The 17,597-nt window shown below is 32.9% G+C and carries 15 protein-coding genes; 3 read left to right on the top strand and 12 right to left on the bottom strand.

Annotation, left to right across the window (positions count from 1 at the left end; all coding sequences use genetic code 11):
- Positions 1-2: 2 nt before the first annotated feature.
- Together FHP04_RS12830 and FHP04_RS12825 are read right to left on the bottom strand one after the other, a co-directional pair.
- Positions 3-341: an ArsR/SmtB family transcription factor gene (locus tag FHP04_RS12830; RefSeq protein WP_139856540.1), complete on the bottom strand. Its 339-nt coding sequence runs from the start codon at positions 339-341 to the stop codon at positions 3-5.
- 1,149 nt (positions 342-1,490) lie between these two features.
- A complete protein-coding gene (locus FHP04_RS12825) occupies positions 1,491-2,369 on the bottom strand; it encodes an IS982 family transposase (RefSeq protein WP_139856539.1) in 879 nt (292 codons plus the stop codon).
- 640 nt (positions 2,370-3,009) lie between these two features.
- Here FHP04_RS12825 and FHP04_RS12820 point away from each other — a divergent pair.
- Positions 3,010-3,261: a hypothetical protein gene (locus tag FHP04_RS12820; RefSeq protein WP_139856538.1), complete on the top strand. Its 252-nt coding sequence runs from the start codon at positions 3,010-3,012 to the stop codon at positions 3,259-3,261.
- A 178-nt stretch (positions 3,262-3,439) separates the two neighbouring features.
- Here FHP04_RS12820 and FHP04_RS12815 read toward each other — a convergent pair whose 3' ends face one another.
- From FHP04_RS12815 to FHP04_RS12770, 10 genes are all read right to left on the bottom strand, one after another.
- Positions 3,440-4,108 carry an endonuclease/exonuclease/phosphatase family protein gene (locus FHP04_RS12815; protein ID WP_139856537.1) on the bottom strand — a complete coding sequence of 223 codons (669 nt, stop codon included), beginning with the start codon at positions 4,106-4,108 and terminating at the stop codon, positions 3,440-3,442.
- Between the two features lie 111 nt (positions 4,109-4,219).
- Positions 4,220-4,990 carry a hypothetical protein gene (locus tag FHP04_RS12810; protein WP_139856536.1) on the bottom strand — a complete coding sequence of 257 codons (771 nt, stop codon included), beginning with the start codon at positions 4,988-4,990 and terminating at the stop codon, positions 4,220-4,222.
- Between the two features lie 5 nt (positions 4,991-4,995).
- A complete protein-coding gene (locus FHP04_RS12805) occupies positions 4,996-6,309 on the bottom strand; it encodes a DNA polymerase III subunit alpha (protein ID WP_139856535.1) in 1,314 nt (437 codons plus the stop codon).
- 235 nt (positions 6,310-6,544) lie between these two features.
- Positions 6,545-7,456, bottom strand: a complete 912-nt coding sequence (locus FHP04_RS12800) for a helix-turn-helix transcriptional regulator (RefSeq protein ID WP_139856534.1) — start codon at positions 7,454-7,456, stop codon at positions 6,545-6,547.
- 158 nt (positions 7,457-7,614) lie between these two features.
- Positions 7,615-8,325 carry a DUF6946 family protein gene (locus tag FHP04_RS12795; protein WP_139856533.1) on the bottom strand — a complete coding sequence of 237 codons (711 nt, stop codon included), beginning with the start codon at positions 8,323-8,325 and terminating at the stop codon, positions 7,615-7,617.
- A gap of 717 nt (positions 8,326-9,042) precedes the next feature.
- Positions 9,043-9,474 carry a hypothetical protein gene (locus tag FHP04_RS12790; protein WP_139856532.1) on the bottom strand — a complete coding sequence of 144 codons (432 nt, stop codon included), beginning with the start codon at positions 9,472-9,474 and terminating at the stop codon, positions 9,043-9,045.
- A gap of 161 nt (positions 9,475-9,635) precedes the next feature.
- The gene (locus FHP04_RS12785) at positions 9,636-10,100 is read right to left on the bottom strand and encodes a hypothetical protein (RefSeq protein ID WP_139856531.1); all 465 of its coding nucleotides are present in this window, start codon (positions 10,098-10,100) and stop codon (positions 9,636-9,638) included.
- Positions 10,097-10,573: a hypothetical protein gene (locus FHP04_RS12780; protein ID WP_139856530.1), complete on the bottom strand. Its 477-nt coding sequence runs from the start codon at positions 10,571-10,573 to the stop codon at positions 10,097-10,099. Before FHP04_RS12780 ends, FHP04_RS12785 begins: the two co-directional genes overlap by 4 nt.
- A gap of 785 nt (positions 10,574-11,358) precedes the next feature.
- Positions 11,359-12,060, bottom strand: a complete 702-nt coding sequence (locus FHP04_RS12775) for a hypothetical protein (RefSeq protein WP_139856529.1) — start codon at positions 12,058-12,060, stop codon at positions 11,359-11,361.
- Between the two features lie 613 nt (positions 12,061-12,673).
- Positions 12,674-13,765, bottom strand: a complete 1,092-nt coding sequence (locus FHP04_RS12770) for a hypothetical protein (RefSeq protein WP_139856528.1) — start codon at positions 13,763-13,765, stop codon at positions 12,674-12,676.
- Between the two features lie 134 nt (positions 13,766-13,899).
- Here FHP04_RS12770 and FHP04_RS12765 point away from each other — a divergent pair, with 134 nt between their 5' ends.
- Positions 13,900-16,692: a sensor histidine kinase gene (locus FHP04_RS12765; RefSeq protein ID WP_139856527.1), complete on the top strand. Its 2,793-nt coding sequence runs from the start codon at positions 13,900-13,902 to the stop codon at positions 16,690-16,692.
- The gene (locus tag FHP04_RS12760; RefSeq protein WP_139856526.1) at positions 16,685-17,407 is read left to right on the top strand and encodes a LytR/AlgR family response regulator transcription factor; all 723 of its coding nucleotides are present in this window, start codon (positions 16,685-16,687) and stop codon (positions 17,405-17,407) included. Before FHP04_RS12765 ends, FHP04_RS12760 begins: the two co-directional genes overlap by 8 nt.
- Positions 17,408-17,597: the final 190 nt, after the last annotated feature.

The following is a 17,597-nucleotide window of genomic DNA, read 5'->3' as shown; positions in this document are numbered from 1 at the left end:
GATTAACAACAATTTTTGTTTTTTAGAGTAAGTTTTGCCGAAATATTTGTAAAATATTTTTGCAGTTCTTCAATAGTATTTTCGTCAATGCAATAGCAAATCGTGTTACCTTCAATGGTTCCCTTAATTAGTTTTGCATTTTTAAGTTCTTTTAAATGCCTTGAAACAGTTGGCTGTGCTAAAGGAAGTACATCAACAATATCTCCGCAGATACAAGTGTCAACTGATAATAAATATTCTATGATAGCCACCCGGGCAGGATGTCCCAATGCTTTTATAGTATGAGCAATTTCGTGTTGGCTGTCTGTAAAATCCTTTGGTTTTGTTAGTTCTGTTTCCATTTCTTTATTTCTATATTGCAATATTACGATAAAGAATTTAATAATCAATTATTTTATTGAAATAAATTTCAACTGACTATAAAAGTTAAATGAGTTTGATTTTTTAGAGTGTTGTCGATTTATGTACGGATGTTCGACAGGGTTGCACCTAACGGTAAATTGTATGAGTAGTGGCAGATTGCGTGGCACTTTCCTGTCAAACCGCTACGCAGTTTGAGCGGGTTACAAACCTTGATATTTACCACCCCCGCTAGTGCGCGAGTCCCCTCGCGTTCTTTCCTCATTGAACTTAAATTCTCAAGATCGATTTAAACACCCCACCTTCAGCACTTACTCATTCTTTCGTTCCGCAGGCTACAATCCTTTAATCGTAAGAGCCTACGGTGTAATTTATCTTGAGCGAAGTCGAAAGACGAAACATAAGCAATAATTTAATAAACAGAAACTCTTTCCATTAAAGCAATATCAAATTATTGCGAATGCTATTTGACTTTGCGCGCACTGCAGGAAATAACATAATATTTTCGGTTACTCAATTTAATATAGAAAGGTAAGCGGCCACATCAAAAATTGCAGTCAACGACCCCAAATCAGGGAAAACCGACTCCTGAAAACCCATCCCAAACTAGACCAATCCCCATAGAGGCAAACCAACTAGCTCCGGTTCAGTCAATCCCGCAGGTGCGGGACATTCATGTTGGGTCGTACCGACCACACGAATGCTTAGTTATTAGCCACTGTTTTTTTATAGTTTTTTATATTCTAAATAAAGTTTGTTCGAAAGTAAGTCATAAGAATCAACATATTTATTGAAGTTCTTCAAATCCTTTAAATCAGTAATGAAATATGGATGTCGTTTTAGAAGTAAAGAATAGTTCAAAAGTTCGGTAGGAAGTCTTTCTTTAATCGTAAGAATTGAGTCCAAATTTTTATGTAATTTTTTTTGAAATTTCTGTAAATACTCCTCAATATGAACTTTTTTACTATTTATTACTATTTCAGGGTTTTCATCGAAATCAGTATTTTTTATATTAAGCAGAATCTTTCTGTATGTTATGATGTTTATAATGTTATTATGTATAACTTTCTTTATAGTTTTAGAATTTTTCTTTTCTGGTAAATAATTATTTATGTAACCCGTTGTGCATTTTAAATAATGCTGATTTTAATATTGTTGATGTTTCTGCCAAAGATAAACTTGTTGATATAATGAATAGTTGTAAGTGCCGTTATCTTTGAGATTATCCTTGTTTTGAATCCCTTAAAGGACTTTGCATAATTGCGTCTTATCATAAACTGGTCACATAATTGTGAAAACAGCGTTTCTATTCTTTTTCTCTTTTTTCTAAATATATAGGGTTGCCTCTTATATTCTTTTTGGTTCCTTCTCATTGGTGTGTTGAGCGTTATGTTACAGGTTTCAAAAAGGTTGAGCTGTATTTTTGCAGACAAATAACCTCTATCGCCAATTAACGTACAGTCGCCCATCTGCATCTGGATATCTTTTAGGTAATTGATGTCGTGCACGGAAGCAGGGCTTAGGTCAATACTCTGAAAAACACCGTTTACAGAGCAAACCGCGTGCAGTTTGTATCCATAATAATTAGCACTCTGTGCGGCACAGTACCCCTTGTCAGGAAAAGCAAAATCGTCTTCTTTGCATATTTTAGAACGTGAACTGCGGGACAACTTACAAACCTCTAAAGGCATACTGTCAACGACAAAATAATCTTCAAATTCATTGAAATGCGATGCCAGTTTTAAGCGAATTTTATCAAGCTCATTGGCGAGCCTTCGCCTTCGCCTGTTGTATACACTTCGCTCAATTTTTGTATATATCATTTCGGGAAGTTTTCTGAAAAGATCGTTTTCACTATCTATGCCCATAAACTCAGCCGTTAAACTCAAACTTATCAGTTCCAAGTCACAGAGCTTTGGTTCACGCCTTTGATAGGGTAAAAGTTGATCTTTTGATATTTTTCTTAAAACTTCCAATATTCTTTCGTAATTTGCACTTAAGTTGTTCATATATAATGTTTTATAGCTAAAACAAGATACTGATTATCAGTAATATGGACAACTTTTTTCTTTTAAATCATAATGCACAACGGGTTATAAAAAGTATAGATGTAACTGAAAGCTGCAACAACAATTTTCGTTGTTAAGTAAAAAGCTACACATTATATATTTTGGATATTATGTTGTTGTAACTTTGAAAGAACAACGTAGGTAGGGTTCCTTTTATAGCGCCAAAAAAATGTTCATAATTTTACACTGTTCAGTGACAATGAACACTCAAATAAAATGAACGCTCCCGAAGTGGCAATATTCTGGTTAAGATAATCAGTAAATTGAATAGTTTATAAACTTAAGGTCCTAAGGAAATAGGTAACAATTATAATTCTACATTAAAACGTTGGCTTCTCCCCCGCTCCCAAAACTTCGGGAGCATAGTGTGACAACCATAATTTCTCTCATCCCTAAGAAATATCGTTCCAAAAGAATGGTCAACCATCCCACAAACATAAAGCAATGCTACACCACTTCATTACGGGAAACCGTAACAAGGACACATTTGTCAAAATAATCCTAAAAAACTTCGATAATTTATCGTCCTTAAAACACTCTGATTTTGAATTATTCCACTATTGTGGAATAATTCCAAGCGATGAAATACATTAAATATTTTAGCACCTTCCTAAAGGCAAAAGGAACTCCTCATTTAAATTCCGATCAAATGAGAAGATTATTAAATATTGTGGCTTTAGAAACCACAATCAAAAACATTGAAGACTTACGCATAATGGGAAGCACAGCATATAAAATGACGGAAAACTCAAAATACTCACTAACGCATCTAACAAAAGAACAAACCCTAGAAAACCTCTTAGAAGAAATGATGAGGCAATCCAATTCATAGGCGTAATAGAAGAAATACTGTAAATGAAAAACTCAAAATCATTTTTTCAAACCTACTTCCACTTTTCTAGTGGCTTCACAATAAGAGAAAGACATTAAAGTATAAATAGAGTGTGTCGATGACGGGTAAACAGAAAGCTCCTCCACTCCCTAACAAAACAGATACGAACTCCATTTCTTTAATTGCCTATTTTAAAGTTTACACAAATCCCCTTATGATCAGAAAGTTTTAAATCAACATTCCATTCCGTAATTTCAATATCTAAATTTGTCATAAAAGCTTTATTAACAACAATATGATCAATGGTATTAGGTATGTTTTTGGTAATATTTTTAAGATTATTTTGTTTAAAACAGTTGTTAAAATTATCTCGACCGAAGTGAGTGAAATAGAAATTATCACAAAAAGAAGTATTTAAATCCCCGGTGTAGCAGAGATTTCCAAGTTGGGAGAGCGATTTTATATCTTCAATTTGGCTTTTGAAATCAGACTTAAAATTAGCATCCGCATAACCGGTAATTCCGACAATTGTTCCATAAACTATTAGCTCACCAAAAACTGTTTCAATATCAGCACAGCAGGAAGTTTCGGCGTCATAAGTTTTGTAGGTTTTATTAATAGGAAAGTGTGAAAATATAGCAACTCTTCTTTCAGTTTCTGCGTAGTTGTATGGTTGTCTTGGAAGCGGTAAAGTTTCAGTTTTATGTTTGTAAAAAGGCAATTCCAAAAGATTGTTAAATTCTGTGAGAATCAAAATATCAGCGTTTATTTCCTTAATAATCTCCGTAATAACCGGGATGTTTTTTTTCGTTTTGAGCCGGTCAATATTCCAAGTTGCAATTTTCATTTTGATGTCGGGTATTTGCTTGTGCTTATCCTCTTATCCAAGTGGATCAAATATAAAATATAATTCTAAAAGGTTTTCTTCCTTTAGTCGACTCTTTTACAAACCAGCTCTTTATTTTATCGTTGCTCGCAATACTGTTTTAAATAAACTTGCCCAAGTAAGCCACCCCATATTTTGCTGTACTTGTTTTAGTTCTTCTTCATTAGTTGTAAGGTCTGCCAAAATATCTTTTAAGGGTTTCAAACTTCTTTTATTTCTGTAATAATTAAACCACCAAGCACTTTTCCATTTGTCTGCAAAAGTATAAGTAGCTGCTTCTGCTTCAGCTTTGGATTTACGTAATGACGATTTTTCTAATGGAGCAATATCAAGAAATATAAAATAAAACTGTTTGTTATTGCTTAAGGCATAATCTAATCCAACCCGGATTTTTCTAGCAATTTGATTGTAGGGCTGAATAGCTGTTGGAAGACTAATCAACGAATACAATTTTGCTTCTATAAAAATCAGCTTGTCATCTGTTTCTATGCTTGTATCAACTTCCGTTTTTTCTTTCTTATTTAGAAAACTAGGTGCAGTGTATTCCTTACCGATTTCAACTTTTATGTTTTTTTCCTTATTAAAATCGAAAGGACTGTTTCCTTCAAAAGAGTCTTCCATAATTTCATTTAGGGCATCTCTTAAATTTTCGGGTTTGTAATTGCGTAATGTGTCAAAGCACGACCAAGTCAAGGCATCTTCACTGTTTGAAGAACAGTAATGTCGCAGTTTGTGCTTTTGTTGTTTCCCGTTGATGAGGGTTGTCGAATTTAAAAATTCTTCCAAGGCTTTTTCCTGCCCTTTTACGATGACGTGATTCCGTTGGTAATTTTTGTATTTCATAAGAATTATATTTCCTCTTTGTTTTGCTTATTGATTTCGTTATTAAATTCTTCAGGATAATGAGCTTTTAACCACATCATTTGATAGGCGGTTGCAGCCTGTAAGACTGCTCTATATTTACTCCAAACAGGATATCCTTCTTTTCCAATCTTCTTTATAATTTTTTCACAGACCTTTAATGAATAACCGTTGGCAACACAACCTTCAATAAATTGGTTTTGTATAGGTTTAAAGCGAATGTTTTTATAAAATTCTCCTGAATCATTTTTAGAGAAATTCGCTAATTTCTGTGCCAATAACATTAGTTGTTCTCTATAAATAATCAGCCCATAGGTTTCGCCGAGTATGCTTTCCATTTCAGGCAAGAGATATTTTACAGGCTTTGTTCCGTTTTTTAAAGCTATATACTTGAGTAACTTGACTTGCATCTTATGAGAAGGCATCGAAAACAACACGGCTAAATGTTCAATAGTAGTTGGTTGAAGTTGTATAACTAACTTCTGTACTAAGGGATCAAAATCAGTAGCTTTTTCACTAACAACATCTTCAAGGAATCTGGAATCATTTAGAGGAATGCTAGTCAAGTCAAGTTTAATGCTGCGATTTTTTATAATTTGACTAGAGAGAAATGTATTTTTGTTAAGATCAAATAATCTAAACATAGGAAGTCCCAGTCTTTCAAGCGTATTACGTTGAATCAAACAAACCTCTCTTTCTTCCTTTTTGGAGAAAAGTACAGGAAAGAACGATTTTAATGTTTTTGAAACAATAGCAATAGATGATGGATCTATGGAAGTTGTCCTGTTGTCCGAATGAGCTGCAGTATGCCAGATAGATTCTGTTCCATATTTTTTGATAAGGTATTCCATCACTTTAGCCTTCCCTCCTACACTAAAAAAAATGGTATTAATAGGTGAACCTAATATGTTTGACAACCCGTACTTCAAAGGATCTATATCATTCATATTTAAGACATAACACAACAAAAAATCTTTAAAACTTCCGTCATATTCAACAAAAAACCCCATCCTTTTTACCTCTTGTATCATATCGGAGATAATTAAAAAGAAGCGTTCATTGTCTTCTGAACGAATCTCCAAAAGTTCCGATTCCAATCGTTCTGTTACTTTTCTGGGTAATGGTACTCCATAGCGTTTTACTGCGCCCTCGAAAGCCAGAACCTTTAAATAACCATTGTAATCATTTTCGTAACGGGAAGGAACTGGAAAATCGGGAAGTCGGTGCAGCTTACTTTTTGGGTAGTTTTCCTGATACTCTTCCCACGATCCTAAATCGATTGGTGTGTTCATTTCACTCATAATATTTTAAATTTATTTTGAGCAAAACTCCGAAGTCACCGTGTCAAAAAATGGCGCAGTCGGGAAAGATTTCTAATATTTTTTAGAGAATTTAATGATTGTCCGTAAAACAACCTAACGTTCTAATTTGACATAGGAAGAAAGGACATAAGACGTATGACTGTTTCTGGTTTTACAAAAAAATAGGCTCTTCGATGCTTTTTTGTCTTATGTCTTAAGTCTTACCGTCCTAAGTCTATTTTAATTTCCTTAACGAACATAAAGCATTCTCATAAGTCGTTCTCAACTTGTTGGCAAGTTCTTCGGGTTGGAGAACTTTTACCTTATCTCCATAGGATAGAAGCTCCATAATGAAGTCGTCAGTAAGGTAAAGTTTTAGTGAAATGCGCAATTCATCTGCAGTATCAAGTAAAATCTGCTGAGTATGATGTAAAGGCAATGTTTTGATATACAGACCATTAAACGGATTAAAAGATAAAACTATATCGCTTGGTTTTTCTGCATTCGGGCTCACAATACCGAAACAGTATTTTAGTTCCTCAGACAAATTGTAGTTTGTTAACGGAACAAAATTAGTATTAGAAATCTGTAAATTACTCATTCGGTCAAGGCCGTAGCATTTCACTTTTTCATCTGTAGTACTTTGTGCAAACAGATACCAACGATATTTGAATTCTTTGATTGCCAAAGGTTTTACTGTACGTTCTATGGCGTTTTCATGATAAAAAGTCTGATAGCTGAACGAAACCTGCAGGTGTTTGTTAATTGCGTGCAGCAAGTCGTATAGCTGCGCTGTTCCTGTACTTTGACGCGTGTCTAATAAAATATGCTTTTCCTGCCGCTCTTTGATTTTTAGGGCATTGAATATATCAAAAGCTTCAAGTCTTCGCTTTTGTAAATCATCTGAAAGATCCTCTTCAATCCTATATGCACATAACGAAAAATCGTATTTTATGTAAATGCCATAAACTTCACCTATCTGGTCAATATCCCGAATAAATGTCCGTTTTGAAATGCATAAATCCTCCCCTCGAATATCGGACTCACGTTTAAGGTAATCACAAATCTCAGCAAATGTTGCTTGTTTTTGTCGTCTTAACTTGTTGATAATAGCATTGTGACGAATTATGATTTTACTTAGGGACATTTTAAAGTGAATTATTTTGGGCAAATTGCTTGGCAGACAAACTTCAGGAAACTGAATTCGAGAATTTCCCACATGAAAATCAGATACATCAAATACGCAACTACCTTTGTTTTAGTGCTAAACTGAAATGATTTTTAAATGATGATGTAAGTAGATGTTTAATCTTCAATTTTTTCTCTTTTCAAATAAGAAATATAAAATTCAATATTCGATATTGTCTTAAATGGACCAAATAATTTATTGTTCTCAACTTTATCATTAACGTTAAAACAATCTACTAGTTTTTGTATCTCTTTCTCAGTTTTAGTAACTTTTGTTTTTTCATCTATTTGAATTTGATAAATACAAAAAACACATTTTTTAATTTCTAGTTTTTCTGCAAATTTTATTGTTCCAAATAATCCTGTTAATAATTGATATTTTAATTCGTTATAATTTTCAATTCGAGAATTTTGCCAGAGACAATCAATAATGGTTTTTATTCGATTATGAATATTAGAATTTTTCTTATATCCTTCTTCCCATTGTCTTGATAATTTTACACCTAAATCTTCATTTACTTTTGCCTCAAAACAAACAGCTATTTTTTCTGATTCATTTCTTGTAAACAAGGCTAAATCGTGATTTCTTTGTCCACCAATGTAATCGTCTAATTTTGAAATTTGTTCTGGAATTGCAAGAATAATCTTTTGATTAGCACTAATTTTATCAAGAATGTTTTGTTTAATATCATTTTCGAAAGAAATATCTAAAACAAGTTTTGCAAATTCTAATGCACTATGATTTACGGCCCATTGAGTTTTTCTATTTTTCGGACCTGCTTTAATATACCATTCATCAATGTTTTTTATTTCTCCTGAAATTATCATATTTTGCATTTTATTAATTAACAAACCTTTTTCTATATGTGCTATCCCAAAATTCAGTACAAAACTCCGCTAGTGTGCTCCCGAAGCTTCGGGACTCTCGCGTTCAATTCTAATTAAACTTAAACTCTAAAATATCTATTTAAGAACAATACCGTAATACTACGGTATCACCCTCAAACTTAGCACAAATAAATCTTATTTTATTACGGGATTCCGCAATCAAGTAACATTTAATACCAATTCCACTCAAAAAATATAAACATACCGAAGTAGTAAAGCAATTTAACAAATAATCAAACGCACCACCTCCTGCACTTACTCATTCTCTCGTTCCGCAAGCTACACTCCTTCAACCGTAAGAGCCTTCGGTGTAGTTTATCTTGAGCGCAGTCGAAAGGCGCAGCATAAGCAATAATTTAATAAACAGAAACTCTTTCCATTAAAGCAACATCAAATTATTGCCAATGCTTTTTGCCTTTGCGCGCACTGCAGGAAATAACATAGTATTTTCGGTAACTCAATTTAATATAGAAAGGTAACCGGCCACATCAAAAATTGCAGTCAACGATCCCAAATCAGGGAAAACCGACTCCTGAAAACCCATCCCAAACTAGACCAATCCCCATAAGGGCAAACCGACATACACCGGTTCAGTCAACACTGCATTCATGTTGGGTCGTACCGACCACACGAATGCTTAGTTATTGTACACAGTTTTTATTTAAATTCTTCAGTAAATGAGTCGTCCCATTTAAACGCATTTACAATCCAACCATTATTGTTTCTATAGTAAGTGAAAATCAATCGTATTGCAGTATTTTCATATCTTATTAAATAGGTCTCTCTAATTGCTATATCAGAGATAGTCTCATTTTTTACTTTTATTGTTCCAATGGATTTTCCGAATCGTTGTTCAATTATATTTAGATATTTAATGGTTTTTTCCTCAATCGACTCAAGTTCATTTTGTGGCATTGGCCAATAAGGAGTTAACTGGTCAAAGGATTCAGAGATTTTATTGTCATTAAACAATGAAACAACCTTTTTAGAAAGCTCTATAGTCTCATTTATGTCTTTCATATACTTTTCTTGAGCAAATAAGCCAAGACTCATAAATGATAAAGCGATTGCCATACTTGTTCTTTTCATGTTTCAGTTTTTTTAATTGTGTACAACGTGTCGCAGCTAAGAGACGTGGGGCTTTTTGAAGCATTTTCCTGTCCGCCCGCGACAAAGATAGCCACGAAGAACGAACTTAGCTAAAACCACCGCCCGCCCCATGTTTTCTTAGGTGCTGTTGTAGGGCGTTTTTATTTCCATTCAGGTATTCTCAATTTCAAATAATTCTTCTTGATCAACTCATTTTGTGACATTTCGATAATTTCATCGTTTCTACCGTCGGCTTTCCATTTTGTTATAGCATTGACTGTAAATTCAATTGCGTTATTCATTCTCGGTGGACTAAATGCCTTATCAAAGTCAATCCAAGTTGTTGTCTCTAATCTTTCCAATTTTGTCAGGTCGCAATTATGGCTGTCAAAGTGGTCTGGTAACCAATCTAAATAGTCGTTCATTAATTGCTTACTCTCTTTTGACTCTGCGTCAATTGGTTGAATGGTCTTGTTGATAAAGTCAAAAGTCGTCTTGGGCTCAAGTCCGAGGTTGTACAAGTCAATAAGCACATTTACTGCAAGTCGACCACTTTTCAAGTAGTCAATGCTCATAAAAGAGTGAGTAAAATTGTGGATAGCCGATTTATAATTCTTGTACTTCATTTTTTTCTTGTCCAAATATTCGCAACTTCAAAATGCCTATAAAACATTACCCAATTGGTTTCTTCTGAAATTATAGTCACATCATCTGAGCTCGGATAACAGAAGTCGTCCCAATATTTTAAAAAAATTTCTTTAGTTGTCTTCAGTGCCGTAGTTCGATTCCAAGTAACAATCACATTTTCGTCCCAAGTATCAAGAATTGAGGTGAGTTTATTGCGAAATGTGTCTATTTTTTCGTCATTTTCACTGCTTGCACTTATCCAATCAGTTTCAATAAAGTCATTGCTTAAATTATCTTCAATTTCAAAATAGTCAATTACCTTATTTAACCGTTTTGATTCTATTTCACTTACTGGTTCAATTTGAGCTTTTTCTAAATCAGAAATATCTGGGTTATGAGTCTTTTCCCATCTCCAATTCAACTCGAACTCCTTCAAGTCAATGATTTCACTGTTGATTATTTCTATTCTCAATTAGTCAGTTTTTTAATGCCCTACAACGGCAGTCTGTCTCAAAACTACACTAATTTTCTTTTAAATTCAGTTTTAGGGTTAAGATTTCCGTATTTCATGAATTTTATGAAATTTCTCGGGAATTCGATTTTTAAAGCTTGCTGAGTGGATAATTGTGTTATAGCAAGCAATATAACCCCTAAAAACGAATTGAGCGCAGCGCAAACGGCCGTTATATCGAACTTTACACCGCTAGTGCGCGAGTCCCCTCGCGTTGGTTCTCATAGAACTTAAATTCTCATTATCAGCATATACACCCTAACTACACCATCACATTCAAACATAGCACGAATAATTAAAATTTTATTTCGGGAAGTAATATCTTGTCAAATAATTGTCAACAATTACACCTAAATAATATGATTCTAACACCATAAACCCCAAAATCATTAAGAACAAATAATCGTAATAAGAAAAGAAATTAGGGACTTTATAACAACATGTAGTGAATACATCAAAGTTCGGGAGGACAGTTAAAATGTCACCCAAAACATATAATTGCCATTCCAAAACAACAAATACAAGATAAACTAATAATCAAACACACCCCCTCCGGCACTTATACCAATTTAACTTTTAAAAGTTGTATGAAAAATTTGAATTATTTTTAGTTCAGTTTAGGAAGAAAAACTAAGCATAGCTGTGTCTATGTTTATATTTTATGACAACAAATGGGCTAAAAAGAAGCAAATTTTATGCGACATTTGAATGCTAAAGTTTATACACATATGTTGTGGGCTGACATTTTATAAGTTTGCTTCTTCAGCATCGATAAATTGAATTAAGCTGTTATGAAAAATTTTGAAATTATATTTTATTCGTTCGTCCCGAATAGTTTTATCTGGATAATGCGAACAAAAAGCGTTTTTGCAAAAGATTAAAAACTCATCAAATGCTCTTTGCTCATCAATGGGAACCCTACTTGTTATTTCGCTTTTCTGGGTGGAAATTTGTCGCTTAATATATAAGTGCATAGTTGGAAATGAATGTTTTAATAATTTCTCAGCCTCTATTGGGTTTTCAACAAAAAACCTATCAAAATACTTCAGAGTAAAATTTATTAATTCTTTGAAAGGATTTTGATGTTCATCTAAGTGAATTTGGTAATAGCCCTCTATTAATTCGTTTATAGCTACCGACTTACCGTATTGATGTTCTCTATATAGAATGAAACCCAGTTCCGCAATACTTTTTATAAATTCCCATTCAGGATTGTCATAAAAAATTTTTTCTTCTTCCGTAAATTCCTCATTATACAATTCCTTTTCCTGCAATTTAATAACTAATTCTTCTTGGTCATCACAGTTATATTTTTTTTGTAATAACTTAATTTTATTTGAGTCCAACCCAATATAATTTTCGGTTTTGTCTGTTAAATCGCTAGCTTTTCTATTATCACTAGCTTTTGATTTAGACAACAAAGCGTACAAGGATTTTAATAATATCATCGATTTCTGTGTATAATAGTTTGTTCATTTTAGGACCGGCAAATAATTTAGCTTGCCTATAAAGACCTCGGCTATGAGTAGTTGAATGGGTTAGCTCTTAACTTTGCTTATCGCCACTGTTGTCATAGATTTTATTCAAAAGTTGTTCCATCAGCAAAGATTATTTTTTCAGGTGTCCAAACAACTTTTAAATCGTTCATATCTTTACTTTTTAATCGAGTATCTTCATCTATAAATTGATTGTAATTTGTCGTATAAGTTCCTTTAAAAGCCCCCTGCTAATGTGCGAGTCCCCACGCGTTCTTTCCTCATCGAATCCCAGCTCGGACTCGATTGTCACTAAAAGGGACTATAATTCTTAGCATAAAATGAGTTATTATATTCTGCAAAGTTTAACGGTTTCATTGCAGTCACCTAACTCTATTTTGGTTATTTAGAAAATATGAAGATATCGAATCCAAAAGGCTCTCAACCTTTAAATAGCAATTGCTGGTGAAAGGTTAGAAGAGTTTTTATTTTACGATAATGAAAAATCGAATCATTTTATAATATTTATATTCTTAGGATCACGCAACACTATCTGTCCCTTCTCATCATATTCTTTATATGTTGATTAGTTTTTATATTTCATTGCGTCATTTGGATTCACATAGTAGATTCTTTGGTCGTTATACAGCATATACGTTTTTCCAAAGTTTCCTCCTCCAACATAATCTTGAGCGATGTAAAAACCTTCGCGTTTATAATTACCTTGAGGTGTTTTCATTACCACAATAGCTTTGGCTACTCGTTTTAATGTTGCTCCAGTAAAAGGATGTTTTTTAATTTCCCAATCTGTTGAAGTCACATAAGCATAGATTACTTCTTCTTTCCATTTGTACCCTTTTGCAGTTCTTTGAATCAAAGCCAAAGCGTCAGATTTCAAAGCCGCGTCTTTCATTCCTTCTGCAGGCAATGGCTTCGCATCTTTAATTTCATCGTTTTTCCACATGGCACGCAAAGCATCAAATTTTTCAAATACAACTTTCGATGTGTATTCTACATTTTTTTGGTACTCTTTAAACTTCGTAGTGTCTTTGGCAGCGATGATGAAAGATTCTGGTGTAATATTGTTCATCCACTGGTGTCCAATCTCATCATTTTTATGGTATACATTAGCACCTATTAAAATTACACCTGGTTCTAACAATAAACATTCTGCATTATACCAAGAAGATGGTCCACCTGTCATTCCCATTTGAAACATTACATTTCCTTTGTCAGCAGATGACTTATATCGATCTGGCACCATTGCATAATTTGAGTTTCCTTCATCCCAATGAATTTGCATAGTGTGTTTTTCTTGGTCGTATTCAATTGCAAACCCTAAATAAGCTTTTGTAGTATCCTTGCTGAATTGATTGGCTGGTGCTTCAATGGCAAAAGTGTTGATATAATAATTACCTGAGAAATTGATATCATCTGTATAATCTGCGGTGTGTACCCCTTTAATAATCATTTGACCGTTTTCTGCCACAAACAATCGATCATGGTCCGCATAAGTTTGCTCATCTAATTCTTTTTCACCAATAACAGGCATTGATGCAGACTTTACACTCGCTTTAGAACTCTCGATTTTATTTTTCATTTTGTTTAACGCACCTAGCTGAGCCATAGTGCTGTTACCAAGGCAAAGTAATGCGATAATCAGGGTTAACTTGTTCATTTTTCTTAGATTTTTATTTTAAATTCAGAGCAAATTAAACAAGAAGAGGTCAAATTATTTGTAAGCAATTGCTGAACAACAGATATAATTGCTAAACGACAAAACCATCGATTTTTTTTATATTAATTTTGAATATGTTTAAACATAACATAATAGCATTCATCACATTTTTACTTTGTTTCCCTCTATTTAGTCAGGAAAATGAACCAATGACTATTCCTATTGACTATGAACATTTCGGAACTGTATATGATATTGTCGAATATAAAGCCAAGAATGAAATATTGATTGCCTCAGAAAAAGGGCTATTCAGATATACAGGAAAAGTGCTATCACCACTTCATAGTGAATCAGAAGAAACTTTTCATAAAATATACTTGCAAGAAAACAATATTTTCGCCTTAAGTTTCAACAACAGTATTTATCAATTAAAAAATGATAGTCTTTTACTCATCCAACATTTTGAGGAAAACATCAAAGACTTAGTGGTCATCAAAGATTCAATTTTTGTAACTACACCGAACTCACTTTTTATTGGTCAGAATACTAATTTCAAGAAAATAGATTTTGGAATTGATCAGTATCATCATGGGTTTATAAAAACAGAAAAGGGTTATTTCTTAATCCGACAAAGCCATAATACAATTGACTTATATAACCTACAAAAACAATGTAAAATTCCAACACAATTTAAAAAGTCAGTTCGCAAGGTCTTCACATCTAAAGAAAACAATTACCTCGTTTCTGAAAACATGGTTTATGAATTTGATCAAAAATCAGGTCAAATCAATATGCGATTTGATTTACCTATTCGACTTTTAAATGTAAAACTATACGATATTAAAATTCAAAAAAATGGTTTGATTACAATAGGTCATAATGATGGATTGTCAATATGGATTCCTAAGCAACAAAAATGGAAACATTATTACCAAGGAACGCCTATTCATGCTATTTCATTTGATCAATTTGAGAATATTTGGATGGGGACGAAATATGAAGGAGTACTTCAAATTCCTTCTACTGAGATAATGAAAAATGACATGAGCTCTATTCTTCAAAGAAAGGAAAAAATTGTAGCGTCTTATTTGACGAATGGGAATTTATTTTTGGGAACTAATCTCGGTTCACTTATTTCGTGGAACATCGAACAAGACATCAAGAAGGTAATCCATTTGACTAAAAATGGAGAAGTACAATCTATAGCACACAAAGACGACCTTTTATATGTTTACTGTGATCGATTATTTGTGATTGACTTAAATACACATACTGTAATTGAATCAGAAAAGGTTCACTCCACGAAAGCTATTTATGTAGATAGCGATGTTTTTGTGGCTACTTCTGAAGATTTTCAAAATCTGACAAAAGGGATTAAAATTAACAAAGGAAAGTGGCATAACAACATTTATTTTGACAAAATAAATTCACAGTTTTATTTAAGTACTAAAACAGGATTAATAATCATCAATAGAAGTGACTATTCTATTGAAAAGACAATCGAACAAAATAGAAATCTTATTGCAGTCAATAAACTTGGAAATCTCATTTATCTTTTTGATTATAATGGAGAAGTGCTTGAATTTAAGACTAAAAATTCAACACAACTTCCATTAAAAAACATTCGGAAAATCACAAAAATAAGTGATGAAGAAGTACTTTGTTATAACAAAAATGAAGTCGTTTTATACAACGCAAATATTGATCAGGTAAGAAAAATAAATTTTATAGCACAGCTTACAAAAGGGAAAGACATTGTTAATATTTCGAAGAATAAGACAGACTTACTTATCACAACATTAAGTGATGTGTATATAATTCATAACTATTCGGAATTCATATACCAAACTCCTCCAAAAGACTTAGCATTGATCATTAGTCAAAAGAATGGTGAAATGATCACCGAAACCATTAACTTATCTCATCAAAACAAGGGAATAGAGTTGTTTTTAAAAACCAATAAAGACCTTTCTTTTTTCACCAATTATGAGTTGTATTACACATTAGGAAACCAAGATGAATGGACAAAAATGGAAGCCAATCAGCAAAATGCTTTCCAGTTTAATATGGCTTTCGTTCCAGAAGGAAATTCAACATTAGCGTTTATTCTAAAAACCAATGAAAACACAACAAATTATCCTGTAAAAATCTATGTTAATTCTCCTTTTTATAAATCGTTTTGGTTTATTCTCGTTGTTTTTATTTCCGTCATTCTTTTGTTAATCGGCATCCAAAAAAAGAGACTCTCTACCATGAGAAAGGAAAACCTAAAAAGAATACAAGAAGAGCGTTTAAAAGCCAGGGTTTTTAAATCGGAACTAACCGCAATTCGATCTCAGATGAATCCACACTTTGTTTTCAACACCCTTTCATCTATTCAATTGAAAATTGCAAAAAAAGAAACAGGTGCAGCCTTCAAAATGGTTCAGAAATTTTCTTCATTAATGCGTGGAATATTAAACTATTCACAAAAAGAACTGATTTCTTTAAGGCAAGAATTAGACATTCTCAATAACTATTTAGAATTAGAGAGAAATCGATTTGAAGATAAGCTGAATATTGAGATGAATATCAATGAAGAAATGGATTTAGAAGACTTTAGAATTCCATCCTTAATTACACAACCCATTGCAGAGAATTCAATCCATCATGGATTAAAACATAAACATGGCGAAAAGAAGATCAGCATTATTCTTCATAAAATTGATGATTTATCTTACACCCTAGAAATTAGTGATAACGGGATTGGAATAGAAAAAGCCAATCAAATTAACCAAGAAAACAACAAATCTGATTCGTTTGCAATGCAAGCGATTAGAAAGCGAATTAAGTATATCAACTCCCTCAATGAGATTAGTGTTGATTTAGAAGTCTCTTCTACTGACCAAGGAACAAAAACCACCATAAAAGTGAAAGAAAATGATTAAATACATTGTTATCGATGATGAGCCTAACCCAAGAGAATTATTGGTTTTTTCAATAGAATCACTCGGACTTCCGTACCAATTAGTTGGTGAAGCTAAAAGTTTGATGGAAGGGGTTGATTTAATTCGAAAAGAGCAACCTGATGTTGTATTTTTGGACATTCAAATGCCCGAACATATTGGATTAAAAATCAAATCATTTTTAAATGAAGAAGAATTCAATTTCAAATTGATTTTTGTCACCGCATATGATCAATATACCATTCAAGCGATAAGACTTTCAGCTTTCGATTATTTACTAAAACCAATAGAGTACACTGAACTTTCTGCATGTTTGGAGCGCATTTTAAAAGAAAAGAAAACAGAAAACACCTATCAGCAATTAAAAACAATTGAGAATCAAAATGTCATTGTGATTAAATCACATGAAGGAACTTATTTCATCAATATTCACGAAATACTATCCATTACCGCAGATGGAATGTACAGTAAATTTCAACTAAAAGACAAAGTGATACTTTCCTCAAAACCACTAAAAGTTTATGAACAAATACACGATAAGTTATTCCGTTGTCATCGTTCACATATTATCAATATTGACCACATTGAAAAATTAGAAGGACAAAGTGTGGTACTCAATGACCATCAACAGTATCCTGTTTCACGAAATTACAGAGCTGAATTAATTGAGGTTTTGAAAGCAGGATTGGATGGTTAATTGAATGGGATTAATGCGCAGAATACAGTGTATTTCTATCAACCTTTCTTGTTATTGGTTGTTAAATTTATTTTTCTCCACTTTTCCCAAGTCTCGTCCAAAACATTCCATAAATGCTTCATCGTCCGAAATGATTGTAAAACTTGGTATTGCTATAATTTCGTCAGTTTTAGAGTTGTAATAACAGTCA

It is taken from the genome of Aequorivita sinensis (assembly GCF_006346335.1).
Classification (GTDB): domain Bacteria; phylum Bacteroidota; class Bacteroidia; order Flavobacteriales; family Flavobacteriaceae; genus Aequorivita; species Aequorivita sinensis.
The sequence above is the reverse complement of the archived record's forward strand: the minus strand, read 5'-3'. Positions and strand labels throughout refer to the sequence as shown.

Excerpts from the sequence above, each read along its gene's own strand:
- FHP04_RS12815 (WP_139856537.1), bottom strand. The coding sequence starts at position 4,108 with ATGAAAATTGCAACTTGGAATATTGACCGGCTCAAAACGAAAAAAAAC.
- FHP04_RS12790 (WP_139856532.1), bottom strand. The coding sequence starts at position 9,474 with ATGAAAAGAACAAGTATGGCAATCGCTTTATCATTTATGAGTCTTGGC.
- FHP04_RS12805 (WP_139856535.1), bottom strand. The coding sequence starts at position 6,309 with ATGAGTGAAATGAACACACCAATCGATTTAGGATCGTGGGAAGAGTAT.
- FHP04_RS12770 (WP_139856528.1), bottom strand. The coding sequence starts at position 13,765 with ATGAACAAGTTAACCCTGATTATCGCATTACTTTGCCTTGGTAACAGC.
- FHP04_RS12775 (WP_139856529.1), bottom strand. The coding sequence starts at position 12,060 with ATGATATTATTAAAATCCTTGTACGCTTTGTTGTCTAAATCAAAAGCT.
- FHP04_RS12785 (WP_139856531.1), bottom strand. The coding sequence starts at position 10,100 with ATGAAGTACAAGAATTATAAATCGGCTATCCACAATTTTACTCACTCT.
- FHP04_RS12800 (WP_139856534.1), bottom strand. The coding sequence starts at position 7,456 with ATGTCCCTAAGTAAAATCATAATTCGTCACAATGCTATTATCAACAAG.
- FHP04_RS12820 (WP_139856538.1), top strand. The coding sequence starts at position 3,010 with ATGAAATACATTAAATATTTTAGCACCTTCCTAAAGGCAAAAGGAACT.
- FHP04_RS12825 (WP_139856539.1), bottom strand. The coding sequence starts at position 2,369 with ATGAACAACTTAAGTGCAAATTACGAAAGAATATTGGAAGTTTTAAGA.
- FHP04_RS12810 (WP_139856536.1), bottom strand. The coding sequence starts at position 4,990 with ATGAAATACAAAAATTACCAACGGAATCACGTCATCGTAAAAGGGCAG.
- FHP04_RS12795 (WP_139856533.1), bottom strand. The coding sequence starts at position 8,325 with ATGATAATTTCAGGAGAAATAAAAAACATTGATGAATGGTATATTAAA.
- FHP04_RS12760 (WP_139856526.1), top strand. The coding sequence starts at position 16,685 with ATGATTAAATACATTGTTATCGATGATGAGCCTAACCCAAGAGAATTA.
- FHP04_RS12830 (WP_139856540.1), bottom strand. The coding sequence starts at position 341 with ATGGAAACAGAACTAACAAAACCAAAGGATTTTACAGACAGCCAACAC.
- FHP04_RS12765 (WP_139856527.1), top strand. The coding sequence starts at position 13,900 with ATGTTTAAACATAACATAATAGCATTCATCACATTTTTACTTTGTTTC.